Origin of the sequence: Kordiimonas sp. (genome assembly GCF_965216265.1) — a bacterium.
In the GTDB taxonomy this organism is placed as follows: Bacteria; Pseudomonadota; Alphaproteobacteria; order Sphingomonadales; family Kordiimonadaceae; genus Kordiimonas.
Map to the genome: position 1 here is coordinate 3,385,828 of NZ_OZ244153.1, position 14,686 is coordinate 3,400,513.

The window sequence follows — 14,686 nt, forward strand, 5'->3', positions numbered from 1 at the left end:
ACTTATAAAAAAATCAGGGCGGCTTTGGCTGCCCTTTTTTATGTCTCGCGATATCCCTATATATTATCTATGCCTACATGAGACAGGCTCGGCAGGCGTAGTTATGGGGGATTTGATCTATGCTTGAAATGTCGTCAATCGTTGTTGGACTTATTGTTCTCTTTGTTATCGTTCTGATTTTCTCATCCGTTGTGATGGTCAAACAAGGCTATGAATACACCGTTGAGCGTTTTGGGCGGTATACGGGTACACTTTCACCTGGCCTGCATCTGATCATGCCACTCATTGATCGTATCGGGCACAAGATCATAATGATGGAGCAGGTGCTTGATATCCCCACACAGGAGGTGATCACGCGTGATAACGCCATGGTTGCGGCTGACGGCGTGGTGTTTTTTCAGGTGCTTGACGCCTCCAAAGCGAGCTACGAGGTCAGTAACCTCGAGATCGCGACCCTGAACCTTACGATGACCAATCTGCGTACGGTGATGGGATCTATGGACCTTGATGAGCTTCTCTCCAAGCGCGACGATATCAATGCGCGGTTGATGAACGTGGTGGATGGTGCAACCCAGCCATGGGGCGTGAAAATCACCCGGATCGAGATCAAGGATATCGAGCCTCCTCGGGATATTGTGGATTCGATGGCACGCCAAATGAAAGCTGAGAGGGAAAAACGGGCGGCAATTCTTGAAGCCGAAGGGCAAAGGGAATCAGAAATCAAGCGTGCAGAAGGCCAGAAAATGGCGGCTATCCTGCAAGCTGAAGGCCGGCGGGAAGCAGCCTATAAGGATGCTGAGGCGCGGGAACGTGAAGCTGAAGCCGAAGCCAAGGCGACAGAGATGGTGTCAAAAGCGATCGGTGACGGTAATGCACAAGCCATCAACTATTTTGTGGCCCAGAAGTATGTTGAAGCCCTTCATAGCTTTGCACGCTCACCTAACGAGAAGCTTGTCTTTATGCCGATGGAAGCGTCCAGTGTTATTGGTTCACTCGGCGGGATCTCCGAGCTGTTCAAAGATTTGAATAAAGATGGCAGCCGCCGCAAGACCACGGCAAGTGGTATACCAACGACGGAGTAGGACGATGGAAGCGTTTCTAAGTTGGGCGGTTGAAAATGCCCATTGGCTTTGGTGGGGCGTTGGCGTTCTGCTGCTTGCTGGAGAGATGGTTATCCCTGGTGTCTATCTGCTCTGGATCGGTATAGCAGGGCTGGCCACTGGGCTTTTGGCCTTTTTCATGCCGGATATGGGCTTTGACGGGCATGGCCTCGCGTTTGCTGTTCTTGGCGCGGCGTCCATCTATATTGGCAACCGGTTCTTCTATGCCAAAATGATGGAAGAAGGTGAGCCGGTTGTCAACACTCGAGGGCAGTCGCATGTTGGCAAGGTTTATCTCGTGTCCGATGCTATTGTGAACGGACGCGGGCATGTTACGGTGGGGGACAGTCGCTGGCTCGCGGAAGGCCCGGATAGCGCCGAAGGCACGCGAGTTAAAGTGAAGTCTATCAATGGCATCGTCATGAACGTGGAGCCTGTCGAAGATTGACAGGCTCTTCTTTTTCGATCATCAGCATGTGATGAACATTGGGAATACCATAAAATCATATGTTGGAGCATGGCTCGCGAGTGAGGGGCGGCAAAATCTTGCGCGCACCCGAGCCGAAGTTGCGCGTAAAATTAAGCGCAAGCCGCGGGAAATTCTTTATTTCCACCGGGCGGACGACCCATACAGTCAACTGATGGTGCAGGTTTTGCCTGACCTTGCAGAGCGTTTTGATGTGCGGATAAGACCGCTCGTTGTGGAGCGTTTGCCTGCCAACATGTACCCGGACCCACAGCGTTATGAGGCCTATTCAATTATAGAGGCCACAAGGCTGGCGCGCCTTTATGGGCTTGGTTTCCCATCTTCCGCCACGGTGCCAGACAGGTTGGCCGTTGGTATGGCGAACAGACAGCTCGCGAAGATGCAGAACGACCCCAATTTCTTCTCGGTCGCGGAAGAAGTGGGTTCGGCTCTCTGGCAGCAGGATATCAAGGCGGTGCGGGGGCTCTGTGTTGCAGCGGACCTTGACGAAAACCTCCTTGGCCAGAATGAGAAGCTTCTCTCAAAGCTCGGGCACTATGCGTCTGGCAATATCTATTATGATGGTGAGTTTTATCCGGGCCTAGACCGGCTTGACCATCTTGAACGGCGATTGAACCGGCTCGGCATTGGTGATGGTGAGGTGCATTTCGAGCTGCACCGACTGTGGCGCTACGGCCTTGAGAACCTCGACCGAAGCGTTTCGGGGCGAACGCTGGAGCTCTTCTTCTCTGTACGCAGCCCCTATAGCTATATTGCCCTGCATCTCGCATCAGATTTTGCCAACGCATCCGGCGTGCGGCTCAAGCTTAAACCAGTGATGCCCATGGTTATGCGTGGTTTGCCGGTGCCTGCCGCCAAGCGGCGGTATATCTTTACCGATGCAGCGCGAGAGGCGCGAGTTGAAAGCATTCCGTTTGGCCGCGTTGTTGACCCGCTTGGTGAAGCAACAAATCGGGCTATGGCGCTTGGTTTCAGGTTGGCTGAAGACGGTGAAGACCTGGCCTTCTTTAAGGCTTTTACCCGTAGTGTGTGGGCTGAGGGTATTGACGGCGCGAGTGACGCAGGCATCAGAAAAATTCTTGAGAAGGCGGGTATTGCACCTGCAAAAGCCGCAGGTGCCATGCCGCGCGATGTGTGGCAACCCATTGCAGAACGTAATCGCCAGATGATGTTGATGAACGGCAGCTGGGGCGTGCCCACTTTCCGGATCGGTACCGAGACACTGTGGGGACAGGACCGTATGTGGGCGATTGTTGAGGCGCTTAAACAACAGTGAGCCATCATTGTTCATAAGGGCTGTGTGACCAACTTTCGCTTGGATTGACTATTGGGGGTGGCTGGTTATCTTCATATGATAAATTGAAAAGGCCCGGGGTGGGGCTTGGTACGGCGCTTTCGCGCCAAGATATGGGATAAGACAGTGAAAACGAAAAAAATACTACGCAAGGGATTTTCCCTTCTTGCGCTTGGTGTGCTGGCTGCGTGCACTGGCGCTCAGGTGAAAACCGCGACTTCTGACAGCGACATTCCTACTTTCAGCGCAGACCGCATCAAAGCTGACGTGACCTTTCTGGCGGATGATCTTCTGCGGGGGCGGGACACCGGTAGTGAGGGCTATAGGATCGCCGCCAATTATGTGGCAGCTGAATATGCTCGCCTTGGTTTGAAGCCTGCAGGGGCAGGGGGCTCCTATTTTCAGGAAGTTCCATTCCGCACCGCCAAGCTCGATCAGGCCAAAGCCAGCATGTCGTTGACGCTGGGCGGCGAAGAAAAGACGCTGGCCCTTGGTGACGACTTCTTCATGGGCGGCGATGTTCGTTTGCCTTCAGGCGATGAGACTGGTGAGATTGTATTTGCAGGGTACGGCATTCACGCACCCGAAATTGGCTACGATGACCTCGAAGGGCTTGATCTCGAAGGCAAAGTGGTGCTGGTCCTCTCTGGCGGTCCAACTTCCTTCAATACGGAAGTGCGCGCGCATCATGGTTCTTCCACAACCAAACGGGCTGAACTTGCGCGTCGCGGTGCCATTGGTTTCATCTCCTTCGGGTCGCTCTCTAACGAGAAGCGTCGACCGTTCGAGCGCCTCAAAAAATATCTGACCACAGAAAGCTTTGACTGGGTAATGCCTGAAACGGATGAAACACCAGCGCCGGCTATCGCCTTGTCAGCAGCTGTGAGCCATGACGTTGCGCGCCAGATTTTTGAAGCATCTGGCAAGTCTTTTGATGAGATGCTGAATGAGGCTGAGGTGGGCTCCCCCGCCGGTTTCAACACCGGCGTTACAGCACACATGGCGTTCGCGAGTGAGCTTTCTGACGAGTTTAACAGTCCGAACGTACTGGGTGTGCTTGAGGGATCGGACCCTGTGCTCAAAAACGAGTATGTTGTGATGTCCGCGCACCTTGATCATATCGGCATCGCCAAGCATCCCAAAGGTGATGACAAAATCAATAACGGGGCCATTGATAACGCAACAGGCGTTTCTGTGATGATGGAAGTGGCTCGCGCCTATGCGCGTGCTGGTGTTAAACCGCGCCGTTCCATCTTGTTCGCTGCTGTGGTGGCGGAGGAAAAAGGACTGTTGGGCGCTGAGTATTTTGCGCGGTTCCCTACCGTTGAAAAGTCGGCCATGGTGGCAAACGTCAACCTTGATATGCCAATCCTGCTCTATGATTTCAGCGACGTGGTGGCCTTCGGTGCGGAACGCAGCAGCCTTGGTCCTGTAACAGAAGCTGCGCTTGCGCAAATCAATGTATCGCTAGGGCCTGACCCAATGCCGGAAGAGGGCATTTTTACGCGCAGCGATCATTACCGCTTTGTGCAGCAGGGCATCCCTTCGGTGTTTTTGGTAACAGGCTGGGGTAAAACCGAGGCTGGCGAAGACGGCGGAGCTATCTTCCGCGAGTTTCTGGGCAAGACGTACCATTCCCCGCATGACGACCTGAGCCAGGAAATCAACTATGACGCTGGCGCCAAGTTCGCCAAAGCCAACTGGTTGATTGTGAATTCCATCGCGAACACGGATGCGCGCCCTGGTTGGAATGAAGGTGATTTCTTCGGGGATACTTTCGCCAGATAAGAGGCGAACGGATTGGAGAAATGAAAGGCGCAGCCATGGCTGCGCCTTTTCCATTATTGGGCGGTGAGGGCGGCCCTTAGGGCCTCAAGGCCCACATGCATCAGGGCTGGGAATGCTTGGCCATGATTGGCCAACAGGCCAACAGCGATGTCATGTTCTGTATCAACAAGAAGAAGCGCGACACCCCCCATGGAACCACCTGAGTGCCACACCAGATGGTCATGTATTGCAGGCATATATTCAGTTAGACCATCACGTTCAAGCCGCGCGCGCATGTTGCCTGCTGTCATCCAGCCAATGCCAAAACCGGCGGGCTTTCCGCTACTCAAAAATTGCTCAGTGAATAGCAGGTCCAGCGTTTCCTGCTTCAGGAAGCCGGGTTCGGTATGGGAGAGGCCAAAGCGCACCATATCACTCGCGGTGCCAATGAAGCCCCCGCCTGCCCACTTGTAGCTATTGTCCACAAAGGGTGCGATTGCCGGGCTACCATTTTCATCAAGATGAAAAGCGCTAAGGTTCGGGAAGGTTTTGGTCGCGTCTTCGGCGGCGGTATCGTGCATCTCAATGTCACTAAAGACACGATCGTCCATCATGCTCAGGAAATCATTCCCGCCTGCGCCTTCAAGTGCTGCACTGATCAGGTTCCAGGCATGGCTTGAGTATTGGACGCGCGTGCCCGGCTCGAAATTCAGCGGGTCATGGATAAACATTTCAATGCCATCGCTTACAGTCGCAAAGTGCCGGGTGTTGAGAAATTCGTCGCCTTTATAATGGCGAATGCCACTCATGTGCGCCGCCATTTGCCGGGTGCTGACGGGCCATTGCTTTGAGGGAAAGGCGGGTACATAGGTTTCAACTGGCGCGTCGAGATCAAGCTTGCCATCTTCGTACAACTTAGCAAGCAAGGCGGCTGTGAATACCTTGGAGACGCTACCGACGCGCATTTGTGTGTCGGGCGATACCATGTCGCCTGTCTCAATGTTCGCCACGCCAAATCCACGGGCAAAGATGAGATCGTTCCCTTTCCCAACAGCAACAGAAAGCCCGGCGACCGTGGTTTTCTGAACCTCGCTTTCCGCCGCCGCGATGATTGCCTGGTCAAGATTGTTTTCAGCATAAACGCTGGTGCTCAACAGGCTCCAGACGGCTCCGATGAATGCAAGGTTGTACGCTTTCATAAAATCTCCCCTTGTGATTGAAGGGAAGGATAGCGTGGCAACGGGGAAACGCAATCGGCGTTTAGGGTTTATAGGGTGCCATGCCTTGGTTCGCGAGTGCGTCTGCCCGCTCGTTCCCGGGGTCACCGGCGTGGCCTTTCACCCAGATCCAATTAATATCATGACGCGCGACAGCCTTATCAAGCGCCTGCCACAGGTCTGCATTCTTGACCGGTTTTTTTGAGGCGGTGCGCCAGCCTTTTGCCTTCCAGCCATGAATCCACTTGGTGATACCGTCGCGCACATAGGTGCTGTCGGTGTGGAGGTCCACCTTGCACGGACGACTGAGGGCCTTGAGCGCTTCAATGGCTGCAGTTAGTTCCATGCGGTTGTTGGTTGTTTCCATTTCACCGCCGGTCAACTCTTTTTCATGCTCACCGTACAGCATGAGTACCCCCCAGCCACCGGGGCCGGGGTTGCCCGAGCATGCGCCGTCTGTGTAGATGTCGACCGTTTTGCCTTTAGACGACATAATCAGCCGCATCCCGAACGGATTGATGAAACTTCAATTTCTTGAGGTATTCTATGGGGTTGTGTGGTTTCACAACGGCACCTTCAACTGGGTTAAGCCAGTCATACAGCCGTGTCAGCAGGAAACGAAGAGCGGCGCCCCGGCACAATATAGGTAGGGCCGCGACCTCTGCACCTTCCAGGCGGCGGTGCGTGTCATACAGTTCGGTCATACGTTTGGCACACTGGGCGTTGAACTGCTGATCGCGATCAAAACACCAGGCATTAATGCAGATGGCAATGTCATATGCGAGAAAGTCGGTACAGCCGAAATAAAAATCAATAACGCCGGTGATCTCATGTCCGGTGAAAAGCACGTTATCAGGGAAGAGGTCTGCGTGAACCGTACCCTTGGGCAGGTCTTTGGGCCAGTTGGCGTTAAGGAAGGCCAACTCGTCTGCGATAAGCTGCGCGAGGCCCGGCGCCACTTCATCCGCCCGTGCTTTAGTGTCTTGTGCCAGCTTTTTCCAGCCTTCAAGCGATAGGTCGTTCGGGCGGTTTTGGTCAAAATTCCTGGTCGCGATATGCATCCGGGCCAACATGGCGCCGAGCGCTGCGGAGTGCTCAGGGCTTGGCTCGTTAACGCTAACGCCAGAGAGAAAGCTGATCAGGCAAGCGGGGCGGCCGTTTAGCGTTCTGAGCGCGTCCCCCGTCTTGTCTCTGATAGGCAGAGGCGCAGGAATATCGTGTTTGGCCAGATGTTCCATCATGTCGAGGAAATAGGGCAAATCTTCCGGGTTTGCGCGCTTCTCGTACAGCGTCAGAATAAACCGTGCTTTGGTGGTCTCCAGCAGATAGTTGGAGTTTTCCACCCCCTCTGCGATTCCCTTGAAACTTGTGGCATTACCAACGTCATAGTCAGCGAGAAAGGCCGCAAGGGTGCGGTCGTCAACCTGAGTGTATACTGCCATCAGGCAACGTCCTTGAGCATAGGGGGCACCTTGAAGATCACGTCCTCTTCGGCCGTGGTCACAAGCTCAACATGAGCGTCAAAACGCTGTTTGAGTGCCTCGATCACTTCCTCCACCAATATCTCGGGTGCGCTGGCACCGGCTGAGATGCCGACCGCCGTTGCACCTGCGAGCCATTCCCAGTCGAGATCTGCTGCGCGCAGCACAAGGCGCGCCGGGCAACCTGCTTTCTCCGATACCTCAACCAACCGCCTGCTGTTTGAGGAATTGCGGGAGCCAATCACGATCACGCGGTCGGCTTGCTTGGCAACTTCCTTCACCGCGACCTGCCTGTTGGTGGTCGCGTAGCAGATGTCTTCCTTTTTTGGTTTGGTCAGACCAGGGAAACGACGCTCAAGCACAGCAACGATTTCTGTAGTGTCATCCACCGATAGGGTTGTCTGGGTCACGAATGAGAGTTCATTCGGGTTTTGCGGCAGCACATTTTCGGCGTCCGCTACCGTTTCAATCAATGTCATTGAGCCGGGCGGGACCTGACCCATGGTTCCAATCACCTCGGGGTGGCCAGCATGGCCAATCATCAGGATATGCCGCCCGTGCGCCTGGTGGCGTTCCACTTCGCGGTGCACCTTGCTTACCAGCGGGCAGGTGGCGTCCACATATATCATTTTGCGTTTTTCAGCTTCTTCGGGCACCGCTTTGGGTACTCCGTGCGCCGAGAATACGACCGGCACATCATCGGGCACTTCATCAAGTTCATCAACGAATACAGCGCCTTGCGCCTCAAGCCCCTCAACCACATAGCGGTTGTGAACGATCTCGTGCCGCACATAAACCGGTGCGCCAAATTTCTTGATCGCCAGCTCGACAATCTTGATGGCGCGGTCAACGCCTGCACAAAACCCTCTGGGGTTGGCAAGCAGTATGCGAAGGGGGGTGGTGCCTGTTGATGACATGTCATCATCTCCTGAGAACTCGGTCCCCCTCTAGCTACCTGCCATGCAGGCGCTGGTCAAGGCGCTGTCTTACCGGAAGTAGGCTTTTATTGCCCTAATATTGTCACGCTTCACACGTAGCTGGGACTCTGGCATTTTATGCGGCCTGAAAAAGAAACTTGCGTGAGGCAGATGCCTGCTTGCGCTTGGGTCGTCTTCTTTTTATGATCGCCGCCAAAATCCGCATGGCGCAACCTCAATATTTGCGTGCCATGGTGGGGAGGAATATTTTGAAAGGGTTCTTGATGTCCGTTCGTTTTGTGTTTTTGGCAGCGTTCACACTCATGCTGGCTGCATGTAATAGAAGCCCGCTTGAGGTGGTGGTTTCTCGCTGCCCCGCCGTTGCTATTGTTGGCGACATGGGCACGCTGACCCGTTTTAAAGGTGAGGGGCGCACGACAAACGATGTGCAATACACAGCCTCCATCATGGATGTGACGACGGAATGCACTGAAGGCGAAAGCGTTCGGAACACTGTCACCTTTTATGTGGGCGGAAACACAGGCCCTGCATTCGCCGGGCGCGAGGTCACTATCCCTTATTTTGTGGCTGTACTGAAAGATAACAGCCAGATCGTCTCGAAAGAGATATTCGATGTAACACTGCGCTTTGACCGTGATGGTTTTGCCCGCAGCCGCGAGGTTGTACGTCAGTTGGTGCCAACGATCGAGCAGGCTCGCCGCTATAACTATGAAGTGCTCATCGGTTTCCAGATGGACGCGCAGGACGTTGTCTACAATATGGAACGCTAGTCTCTTCGTCGGTTTTAACCAGTGCACATATGACTTTTTATTGGTTTTGGTGACGAGCCTGATGGTTGGAGCTTGGGCTGCTATAATGGGGGTGCGCGATGGATGCAATCGAAGTCACTAACGATTGGTTCGTTCAATCGGCTAGACCAGTTTGGGATAAACTTATCCCATCCTTAAAACCCGAAAAAATTCTGGAAGTAGGCTCCTTTGAAGGGGCAAGCGCTTGCTATTTGATCTCCAGCCTCGCCTCCGAGCATGCTCTTGAAATCCACTGTGTGGATACCTGGGAGGGTGGGGTAGAGCATGAAAGCGAGCAGATGGGCCTGGTAGAAGATCGCTTTCGTCGGAATACTCAAAGTGTGATTGATGCGGCCGCGCAGCCTGTGGACCTAGTGGTGCATAAAGGTTCATCCGATATGGAGATGGCCTCCTTGCTGGCGGGTGGCAAGAAAAATTATTTCGATTTTGTCTATATCGACGGCTCGCATCAGGCGCCGGACGTACTGTGTGACGCGGTCCTCGGTTTCAAGCTTTTGAAGGTTGGTGGTATTATGGCTTTTGATGATTATCTGTGGTCAGAGATGCCACCACCTAAGTTGGATGCGCTCAGAAGCCCGAAACTTGCCATTGATGCTTTTGTGAATACACATCTTAACAAACTGAAGTTGATCCGCACTCATTTGCATCAACTTTATATCCGAAAGCTGTCGAACTGACAGCAAGGCTCTCTTTCAAATATGGGTTAGTCGTCGCAGTCTGCCGAAAGGCTTTTCGCGATTGACTCCGCCCGCTTTCTTCTGCATATGATCGCCCACATCAGGTCACGTGGCAGCCAATGCATTTCGGGGTTGCTGCATCGCCTGTGCGGGAGAGATCGACACCCGGGGAAACCCACTGTCGGCGCCGAAGGAGCAACCGCCCCGGAAACTCTCAGGCAAAAGGACCGCACAGCTATGTGACCCTCTGGAAAGTAGCATCGCAGCAATGCATGCTCACCGACGGGGTAAGCCAAAGCGCATCATTTGCGACTTGGTCAAATCTCTCAGGTTCCGTGACAGAGGGGGCGCTTACTCCGGCTTTGCCGGAAAAATGCGTATGCGGAGGCCGCCCTGATGACTGATGATACCCTGCTTAAAACCCCCCTTTATGATTTACACGTGGCACATGGCGGCAAGATGGTGCCGTTTGCAGGCTATTCCATGCCTGTGCAATACCCACTGGGCATCATGAAAGAGCACGAATTCACACGCGAAAAGGCAGGTCTTTTTGATGTGTCTCACATGGGGCAGTGCTTCATTCACTCCAAAGACGGTAGTGACCCGGCAGCAGCAATTGAAAAGCTGATGCCTGGTGCCTTGCAAGTGCTGAGGCCCGGCAAGATGCGCTATACCCTGCTTCTGAACGAAGAAGGGGGTATCGAGGATGACTTGATGGTCACCCGCACCCATGAGGCTGAAGGCACACTGTATGTGGTCGTGAACGCTGCATGCAAAGACAAGGATTACGGCATCCTTGAAGAAAAACTTGGCCACCTGATCTCTGTTGAGCCGCTGGAAGATCGCGGTTTGATCGCGCTTCAGGGCCCTAAAGCCGAAGCAGTACTCTCGGACCTTGCGCCAGAGGTTGCGGGCCTCGGGTTCATGGAAGCCACAGCCGTAACGCTTGAGGGTGTTGTGTGTTGGGTTTCCCGCTCCGGATACACGGGTGAAGACGGATATGAGATTTCTGTACCGGAAGGTGAAGCAAAAGCGCTGGCTGAGCGCCTACTACGTTCTGATGATGTGGAGCTGATTGGCCTTGGGGCGCGGGATAGTCTGCGCCTTGAGGCTGGCCTCTGCCTCTCAGGTCATGATTTTGATGCGACTGTGAGCCCGGTTGAAGCTGGTGTTACCTTTGCACTTGGCAAAAAGCGCCGCGAAGATGGTGATTTTGCGGGAAGTACGCGCATCCTGAAAGAGCTGGCGGAAGGACCCTCAAAGGTACGTGTTGGTTTGCTGCCGTCCGGTCGTGCACCGGCACGCGAAGGCACAGCTATCGCAGACGCGGATGGCAACGAGATCGGGACCGTTACCTCAGGCGGCTTTGGCCCCACAGTAGGAGGGCCGGTTGCTATGGGTTTTGTGCCAAAGGCTTTTGCGGAAGTTGGCACTGAAGTACAGTTGATGATCCGCGGCAAGGCCCACCCTGCCGTGGTTGCAAAAACACCATTTATTGAGCAGCGCTACGTGCGCAAGAAAGCATCTTAAGCCTGGATTTTGGAGGATAGGCGCATGATTAAATTCACTGAAGAACATGAGTGGCTGGAAGTAGACGGCGATATCGCAACTGTTGGCATTACCGATTACGCCCAAAACGCGCTCGGGGATGTTGTATTTGTAGAGCTGCCAGAAGTTGGCGCGACTTACGAAAAAGGCGACGAAGTTTCCGTTGTAGAATCCGTCAAAGCAGCAAGCGAAGTTTATGCTCCGCTCGCTGGCGAGATTGCTGAGGTGAACGAGGCGCTTGAGGGGGAACCCGCGCTTGTGAACACCGCAGCACTCGACAAGGGCTGGTTCTTTAAAATAAAGATCGCCGATTTGGGCGAGCTCGACGACATGATGGACGAGACAGCCTACAACGAGTTTGTTGAAGGCCTCGACTAAGGCAAATATAGCGCTGGCCGGGGCTCCCCGGGCCAGCGTTTCTTTTTGTGCCAGGCCAAAGCACGCAACCTCGGGCCTGACGCGTGATCAAAGGAGCCAGTTGCATGCGCTATCTGCCGCTTACGGCCACCGACCGGCAATCGATGCTGGAAAAAATCGGTGTTCGGCATATTGATGATTTGTTCAAGGACGTTCCAAACGATGTCCTGAACCCGGAGATTGACCTTCCTCGCCATAAGGCTGAGATGGAAGTTGAGCGCCACCTCTCAAGGATGGCCGCGAAGAACACCTCAGCGGGCAGTGTGCCTTTTTTCATTGGAGCCGGGGCTTATAAACACCACGTGCCTGCAACCGTTGATCACCTGATCCAGCGCGGTGAGTTTTTGACAGCTTACACGCCGTATCAGCCAGAGATCGCGCAAGGTACACTCCAGTACATCTTTGAATTCCAGACACAAGTCGCGCAGCTAACCGGCATGGATGTGGCGAACGCCTCCATGTATGACGGCTCAACCGCCACCAGCGAAGCTGTGATGATGGCGCGTCGTGTAACGCGGAAGAAAAAAGCTATCCTTGCGGGCAGCCTGCACGCGCATTACCGCGCTGTGGTTGAAACCACGACCCAATACACAGATGATGTGATCGTCGCACAGAAACCAAACCCCGCCGACCCTGAAGCAGAGCTGAAGGCGGTTATTGACGCGATCGATGACGAGACAAGCTGTGTTGTTGTGCAAAACCCGGGTGTGTTTGGCCATGTGCTTGACCTGACACCTGTGGCGGAAGCGGCACACGCCAAAAAAGCGTTGCTGATTGTTGTAGTGACAGAAGTCATGAGCCTGGGCCTGATCAAAAGCCCCGGTGAAATGGGCGCAGATATCGTGGTTGGCGAAGGCCAATCTATCGGTAACGGTCTTAATTTTGGCGGGCCATATGTGGGGCTTTTTGCCACCAACCAGAAGTTTGTGCGCCAGATGCCAGGCCGTCTTTGTGGTGAAACGGTGGACGCGAACGGCAAGCGCGGGTTTGTGCTGACGCTCTCAACGCGTGAGCAGCACATCCGTCGTGAGAAAGCAACGTCCAACATCTGTACAAACTCCGGCCTGTGCGCGCTTGCGTTCACGATCCATATGAGCCTGTTGGGTGAAAAAGGCTTGCGCGGTGTCGCCAAGGTTAACCACCGGAACGCGATAGCGCTGAGGGACGCACTGGCATCCGTCTCGGGTGTGGAAGTGCTTACAAACGCTTTCTTTAACGAGATTGCTGTGAAGCTGCCAAAAGCTGCTGCGGGTGTGGTTGATGCGCTCGTGGGCAAGGATATCCTTGCGGGCGTACCGGCATCACGCCTTTATCCGGGCGCCGGGCTTGATGATGTGTTGATTTTGGCTGCGACGGAAACCGTAACAGCGGACGATATTGCTGCGCTCAAAGGCGCGCTCGAGGAGGTGCTCTGATGTCTATGAATAGTCAAGGACGACCTACCGCTGCAACAGGCGGGGGCGAGAGCGCACAGTTCGAAAGTTTCTCCGGTCATGTGGGCCTTCGTCTCGCGGAGCCCCTGATCTATGAGCTTGGTACTGTTGAGACCACCGGTGTGGATTTTGAAGCGCTGGATGACCTGGAGCTCGCCGTTGGTGGGCTTGAGCGTACAAGCGAAATCGGCTGCCCAGGCCTTGCTGAACCGGATGTGGTGCGGCACTACACACGTCTCAGCCGCCGCAACTACGGTATTGATATGGGTGTGTTCCCGCTTGGGTCATGCACCATGAAGCACAATCCGCGCCTCAATGAAAAGATGGCACGGCTACCGGGCTTTGGCGATATTCACCCACTCGCGCCAAAGCGTGCGGTGCAGGGCGCTTTCCAACTGATGGACGAGTTGAGCCATTGGTTGATGACACTCACCAACATGCCCGCAGTTGCCCTAAGCCCCAAGGCGGGCGCGCATGGTGAGCTTTGCGGTGTTATGGCTATCCGCGCAGCGCTTGAAGCACGAGGCGATGCCCGTGAAATCATTCTCTGCCCGGAATCAGCGCATGGCACCAACCCTGCAACCGCGGCCTTCTGTGGCTACAAGGTGAAATCGATCCCCGCCAAGGATAACGGCAAGGTGGATATTGATGCGCTTAAGGCAGCACTCGATGATACCGTCGCGGCTGTGATGCTAACCAACCCGAATACCTGTGGCTTGTTTGAAACGGAAATCCGTGAGATCGCCGATGCGATCCATAAGGCTGGCGCGTTCTTCTATTGTGACGGTGCGAACTTTAATGCCATCATGGGCAAGGTGTGCCCAGGTGACCTTGGTGTGGATGCCATGCACTTCAACCTGCACAAAACCTTCTCAACCCCGCATGGCGGCGGCGGGCCGGGTTCTGGGCCGGTGGTTTTCTCCGATGCGCTCAAGGCCCACGTGCCGGTGCCATATGTGGTGAAAACAGCGGACGGCTTTGACCTTGTTGAGGATATCGATGACGCCTCAATGGGGCGCCTCACCGCCTTCCATGGCCAGATGGGTATGTATGTCCGTGCCCTCAGCTATATGCTGAGCCACGGCGGTGATGGTATCCAGCAGGCGGCGGAAGACGCTGTGTTGAACGCAAACTATGTGCTGGCGTCGCTTTCCGACGTTATGACGGCCTCATTTGATGGCCCCTGCATGCATGAAGCTCTGTTTGATGATCGTTTCCTCAAGGATACGGGTGTCACCACGCTTGATTTTGCCAAAGCCATGATCGATGAGGGCTATCACCCCATGACCATGTATTTCCCGCTGGTGGTACATGGTGCGATGCTGATTGAGCCGACCGAGAGCGAAAGCAAGGCCAACATGGACCAGTTTATTCGTTCCATGCGCGGGCTTGCCGGTGCTGCGAAGGCAGGCGAGGTTGAGCGTTTTTCTGGTGCGCCATATCATGCACCGTGGGGGCGTCTGGACGAAACGCAAGCCGCGCGTCAGCCTGTGCTTCGGTATGCTTCAGAATAGCAAT

14 protein-coding genes and 1 riboswitch are annotated in these 14,686 nt (G+C 54.5%); of the genes, 10 read left to right on the forward strand and 4 right to left on the reverse strand.

The annotated features are described in order from the left end of the window. Window positions 1-119 precede the first annotated feature (119 nt). The 4 genes from ACOOGA_RS15565 (at window position 120) to ACOOGA_RS15580 (ending at window position 4,669) form a co-directional block, all read left to right on the forward strand. Window positions 120-1,082, forward strand: a complete 963-nt coding sequence (locus ACOOGA_RS15565; RefSeq protein WP_417461398.1) for an SPFH domain-containing protein — start codon at window positions 120-122, stop codon at window positions 1,080-1,082. A 4-nt stretch (window positions 1,083-1,086) separates the two neighbouring features. After that, a complete protein-coding gene (locus ACOOGA_RS15570; RefSeq protein ID WP_417461397.1) occupies window positions 1,087-1,548 on the forward strand; it encodes an NfeD family protein in 462 nt (153 codons plus the stop codon). 31 nt (window positions 1,549-1,579) lie between these two features. Continuing rightward, window positions 1,580-2,863: a DsbA family protein gene (locus ACOOGA_RS15575; protein ID WP_417461396.1), complete on the forward strand. Its 1,284-nt coding sequence runs from the start codon at window positions 1,580-1,582 to the stop codon at window positions 2,861-2,863. Between the two features lie 144 nt (window positions 2,864-3,007). Then, complete coding sequence (locus ACOOGA_RS15580; protein ID WP_417461395.1) at window positions 3,008-4,669, forward strand: M28 family metallopeptidase; 1,662 nt, start codon at window positions 3,008-3,010, stop codon at window positions 4,667-4,669. A gap of 53 nt (window positions 4,670-4,722) precedes the next feature. Here ACOOGA_RS15580 and ACOOGA_RS15585 read toward each other — a convergent pair whose 3' ends face one another. From ACOOGA_RS15585 to ispH, 4 genes are all read right to left on the reverse strand, one after another. Beyond that, entirely contained in the window at window positions 4,723-5,847 is a 1,125-nt protein-coding gene (locus tag ACOOGA_RS15585; protein WP_417461394.1) for a serine hydrolase domain-containing protein, read from the reverse strand. A 61-nt stretch (window positions 5,848-5,908) separates the two neighbouring features. After that, window positions 5,909-6,358 carry a ribonuclease HI gene (rnhA, locus tag ACOOGA_RS15590; RefSeq protein WP_417461393.1) on the reverse strand — a complete coding sequence of 150 codons (450 nt, stop codon included), beginning with the start codon at window positions 6,356-6,358 and terminating at the stop codon, window positions 5,909-5,911. Further along, entirely contained in the window at window positions 6,348-7,307 is a 960-nt protein-coding gene (locus tag ACOOGA_RS15595; RefSeq protein WP_417461392.1) for a homoserine kinase, read from the reverse strand. The genes rnhA and ACOOGA_RS15595 overlap by 11 nt, the downstream gene beginning before the upstream one ends. Beyond that, complete coding sequence (ispH, locus tag ACOOGA_RS15600; protein ID WP_417461391.1) at window positions 7,307-8,263, reverse strand: 4-hydroxy-3-methylbut-2-enyl diphosphate reductase; 957 nt, start codon at window positions 8,261-8,263, stop codon at window positions 7,307-7,309. The genes ACOOGA_RS15595 and ispH overlap by 1 nt, the downstream gene beginning before the upstream one ends. 284 nt (window positions 8,264-8,547) lie before the next feature. Here ispH and ACOOGA_RS15605 point away from each other — a divergent pair, with 284 nt between their 5' ends. The 6 genes from ACOOGA_RS15605 (at window position 8,548) to gcvPB (ending at window position 14,682) form a co-directional block, all read left to right on the forward strand. Continuing rightward, window positions 8,548-9,054 carry a hypothetical protein gene (locus ACOOGA_RS15605; RefSeq protein ID WP_417461390.1) on the forward strand — a complete coding sequence of 169 codons (507 nt, stop codon included), beginning with the start codon at window positions 8,548-8,550 and terminating at the stop codon, window positions 9,052-9,054. A 98-nt stretch (window positions 9,055-9,152) separates the two neighbouring features. Continuing rightward, a complete protein-coding gene (locus tag ACOOGA_RS15610) occupies window positions 9,153-9,770 on the forward strand; it encodes a class I SAM-dependent methyltransferase (RefSeq protein ID WP_417461389.1) in 618 nt (205 codons plus the stop codon). A gap of 139 nt (window positions 9,771-9,909) precedes the next feature. Next, window positions 9,910-10,010, forward strand: a riboswitch (glycine riboswitch). Between the two features lie 156 nt (window positions 10,011-10,166). Then, window positions 10,167-11,300, forward strand: a complete 1,134-nt coding sequence (gcvT, locus tag ACOOGA_RS15615) for a glycine cleavage system aminomethyltransferase GcvT (RefSeq protein ID WP_417461388.1) — start codon at window positions 10,167-10,169, stop codon at window positions 11,298-11,300. Window positions 11,301-11,324: 24 nt separating this feature from the next. Then, the gene (gene gcvH, locus ACOOGA_RS15620) at window positions 11,325-11,696 is read left to right on the forward strand and encodes a glycine cleavage system protein GcvH (RefSeq protein WP_417461387.1); all 372 of its coding nucleotides are present in this window, start codon (window positions 11,325-11,327) and stop codon (window positions 11,694-11,696) included. A gap of 104 nt (window positions 11,697-11,800) precedes the next feature. Beyond that, window positions 11,801-13,150 (forward strand): aminomethyl-transferring glycine dehydrogenase subunit GcvPA, encoded by a 1,350-nt coding sequence (gcvPA, locus tag ACOOGA_RS15625; protein WP_417461386.1) that lies wholly within the window; start codon window positions 11,801-11,803, stop codon window positions 13,148-13,150. Beyond that, window positions 13,150-14,682 carry an aminomethyl-transferring glycine dehydrogenase subunit GcvPB gene (gene gcvPB / locus ACOOGA_RS15630; RefSeq protein ID WP_417461385.1) on the forward strand — a complete coding sequence of 511 codons (1,533 nt, stop codon included), beginning with the start codon at window positions 13,150-13,152 and terminating at the stop codon, window positions 14,680-14,682. The genes gcvPA and gcvPB overlap by 1 nt, the downstream gene beginning before the upstream one ends. The last annotated feature ends 4 nt before the right edge of the window (window positions 14,683-14,686 follow it).

Coding starts and splice junctions, on each gene's coding strand:
- ACOOGA_RS15565 (WP_417461398.1), top strand. CDS start 120: ATGCTTGAAATGTCGTCAATCGTTGTTGGACTTATTGTTCTCTTTGTT.
- ACOOGA_RS15570 (WP_417461397.1), top strand. CDS start 1,087: ATGGAAGCGTTTCTAAGTTGGGCGGTTGAAAATGCCCATTGGCTTTGG.
- ACOOGA_RS15575 (WP_417461396.1), top strand. CDS start 1,580: ATGAACATTGGGAATACCATAAAATCATATGTTGGAGCATGGCTCGCG.
- ACOOGA_RS15585 (WP_417461394.1), bottom strand. CDS start 5,847: ATGAAAGCGTACAACCTTGCATTCATCGGAGCCGTCTGGAGCCTGTTG.
- rnhA (WP_417461393.1), bottom strand. CDS start 6,358: ATGTCGTCTAAAGGCAAAACGGTCGACATCTACACAGACGGCGCATGC.
- ACOOGA_RS15595 (WP_417461392.1), bottom strand. CDS start 7,307: ATGGCAGTATACACTCAGGTTGACGACCGCACCCTTGCGGCCTTTCTC.
- ispH (WP_417461391.1), bottom strand. CDS start 8,263: ATGTCATCAACAGGCACCACCCCCCTTCGCATACTGCTTGCCAACCCC.
- ACOOGA_RS15605 (WP_417461390.1), top strand. CDS start 8,548: ATGTCCGTTCGTTTTGTGTTTTTGGCAGCGTTCACACTCATGCTGGCT.
- ACOOGA_RS15610 (WP_417461389.1), top strand. CDS start 9,153: ATGGATGCAATCGAAGTCACTAACGATTGGTTCGTTCAATCGGCTAGA.
- gcvT (WP_417461388.1), top strand. CDS start 10,167: ATGACTGATGATACCCTGCTTAAAACCCCCCTTTATGATTTACACGTG.
- gcvH (WP_417461387.1), top strand. CDS start 11,325: ATGATTAAATTCACTGAAGAACATGAGTGGCTGGAAGTAGACGGCGAT.
- gcvPA (WP_417461386.1), top strand. CDS start 11,801: ATGCGCTATCTGCCGCTTACGGCCACCGACCGGCAATCGATGCTGGAA.
- gcvPB (WP_417461385.1), top strand. CDS start 13,150: ATGTCTATGAATAGTCAAGGACGACCTACCGCTGCAACAGGCGGGGGC.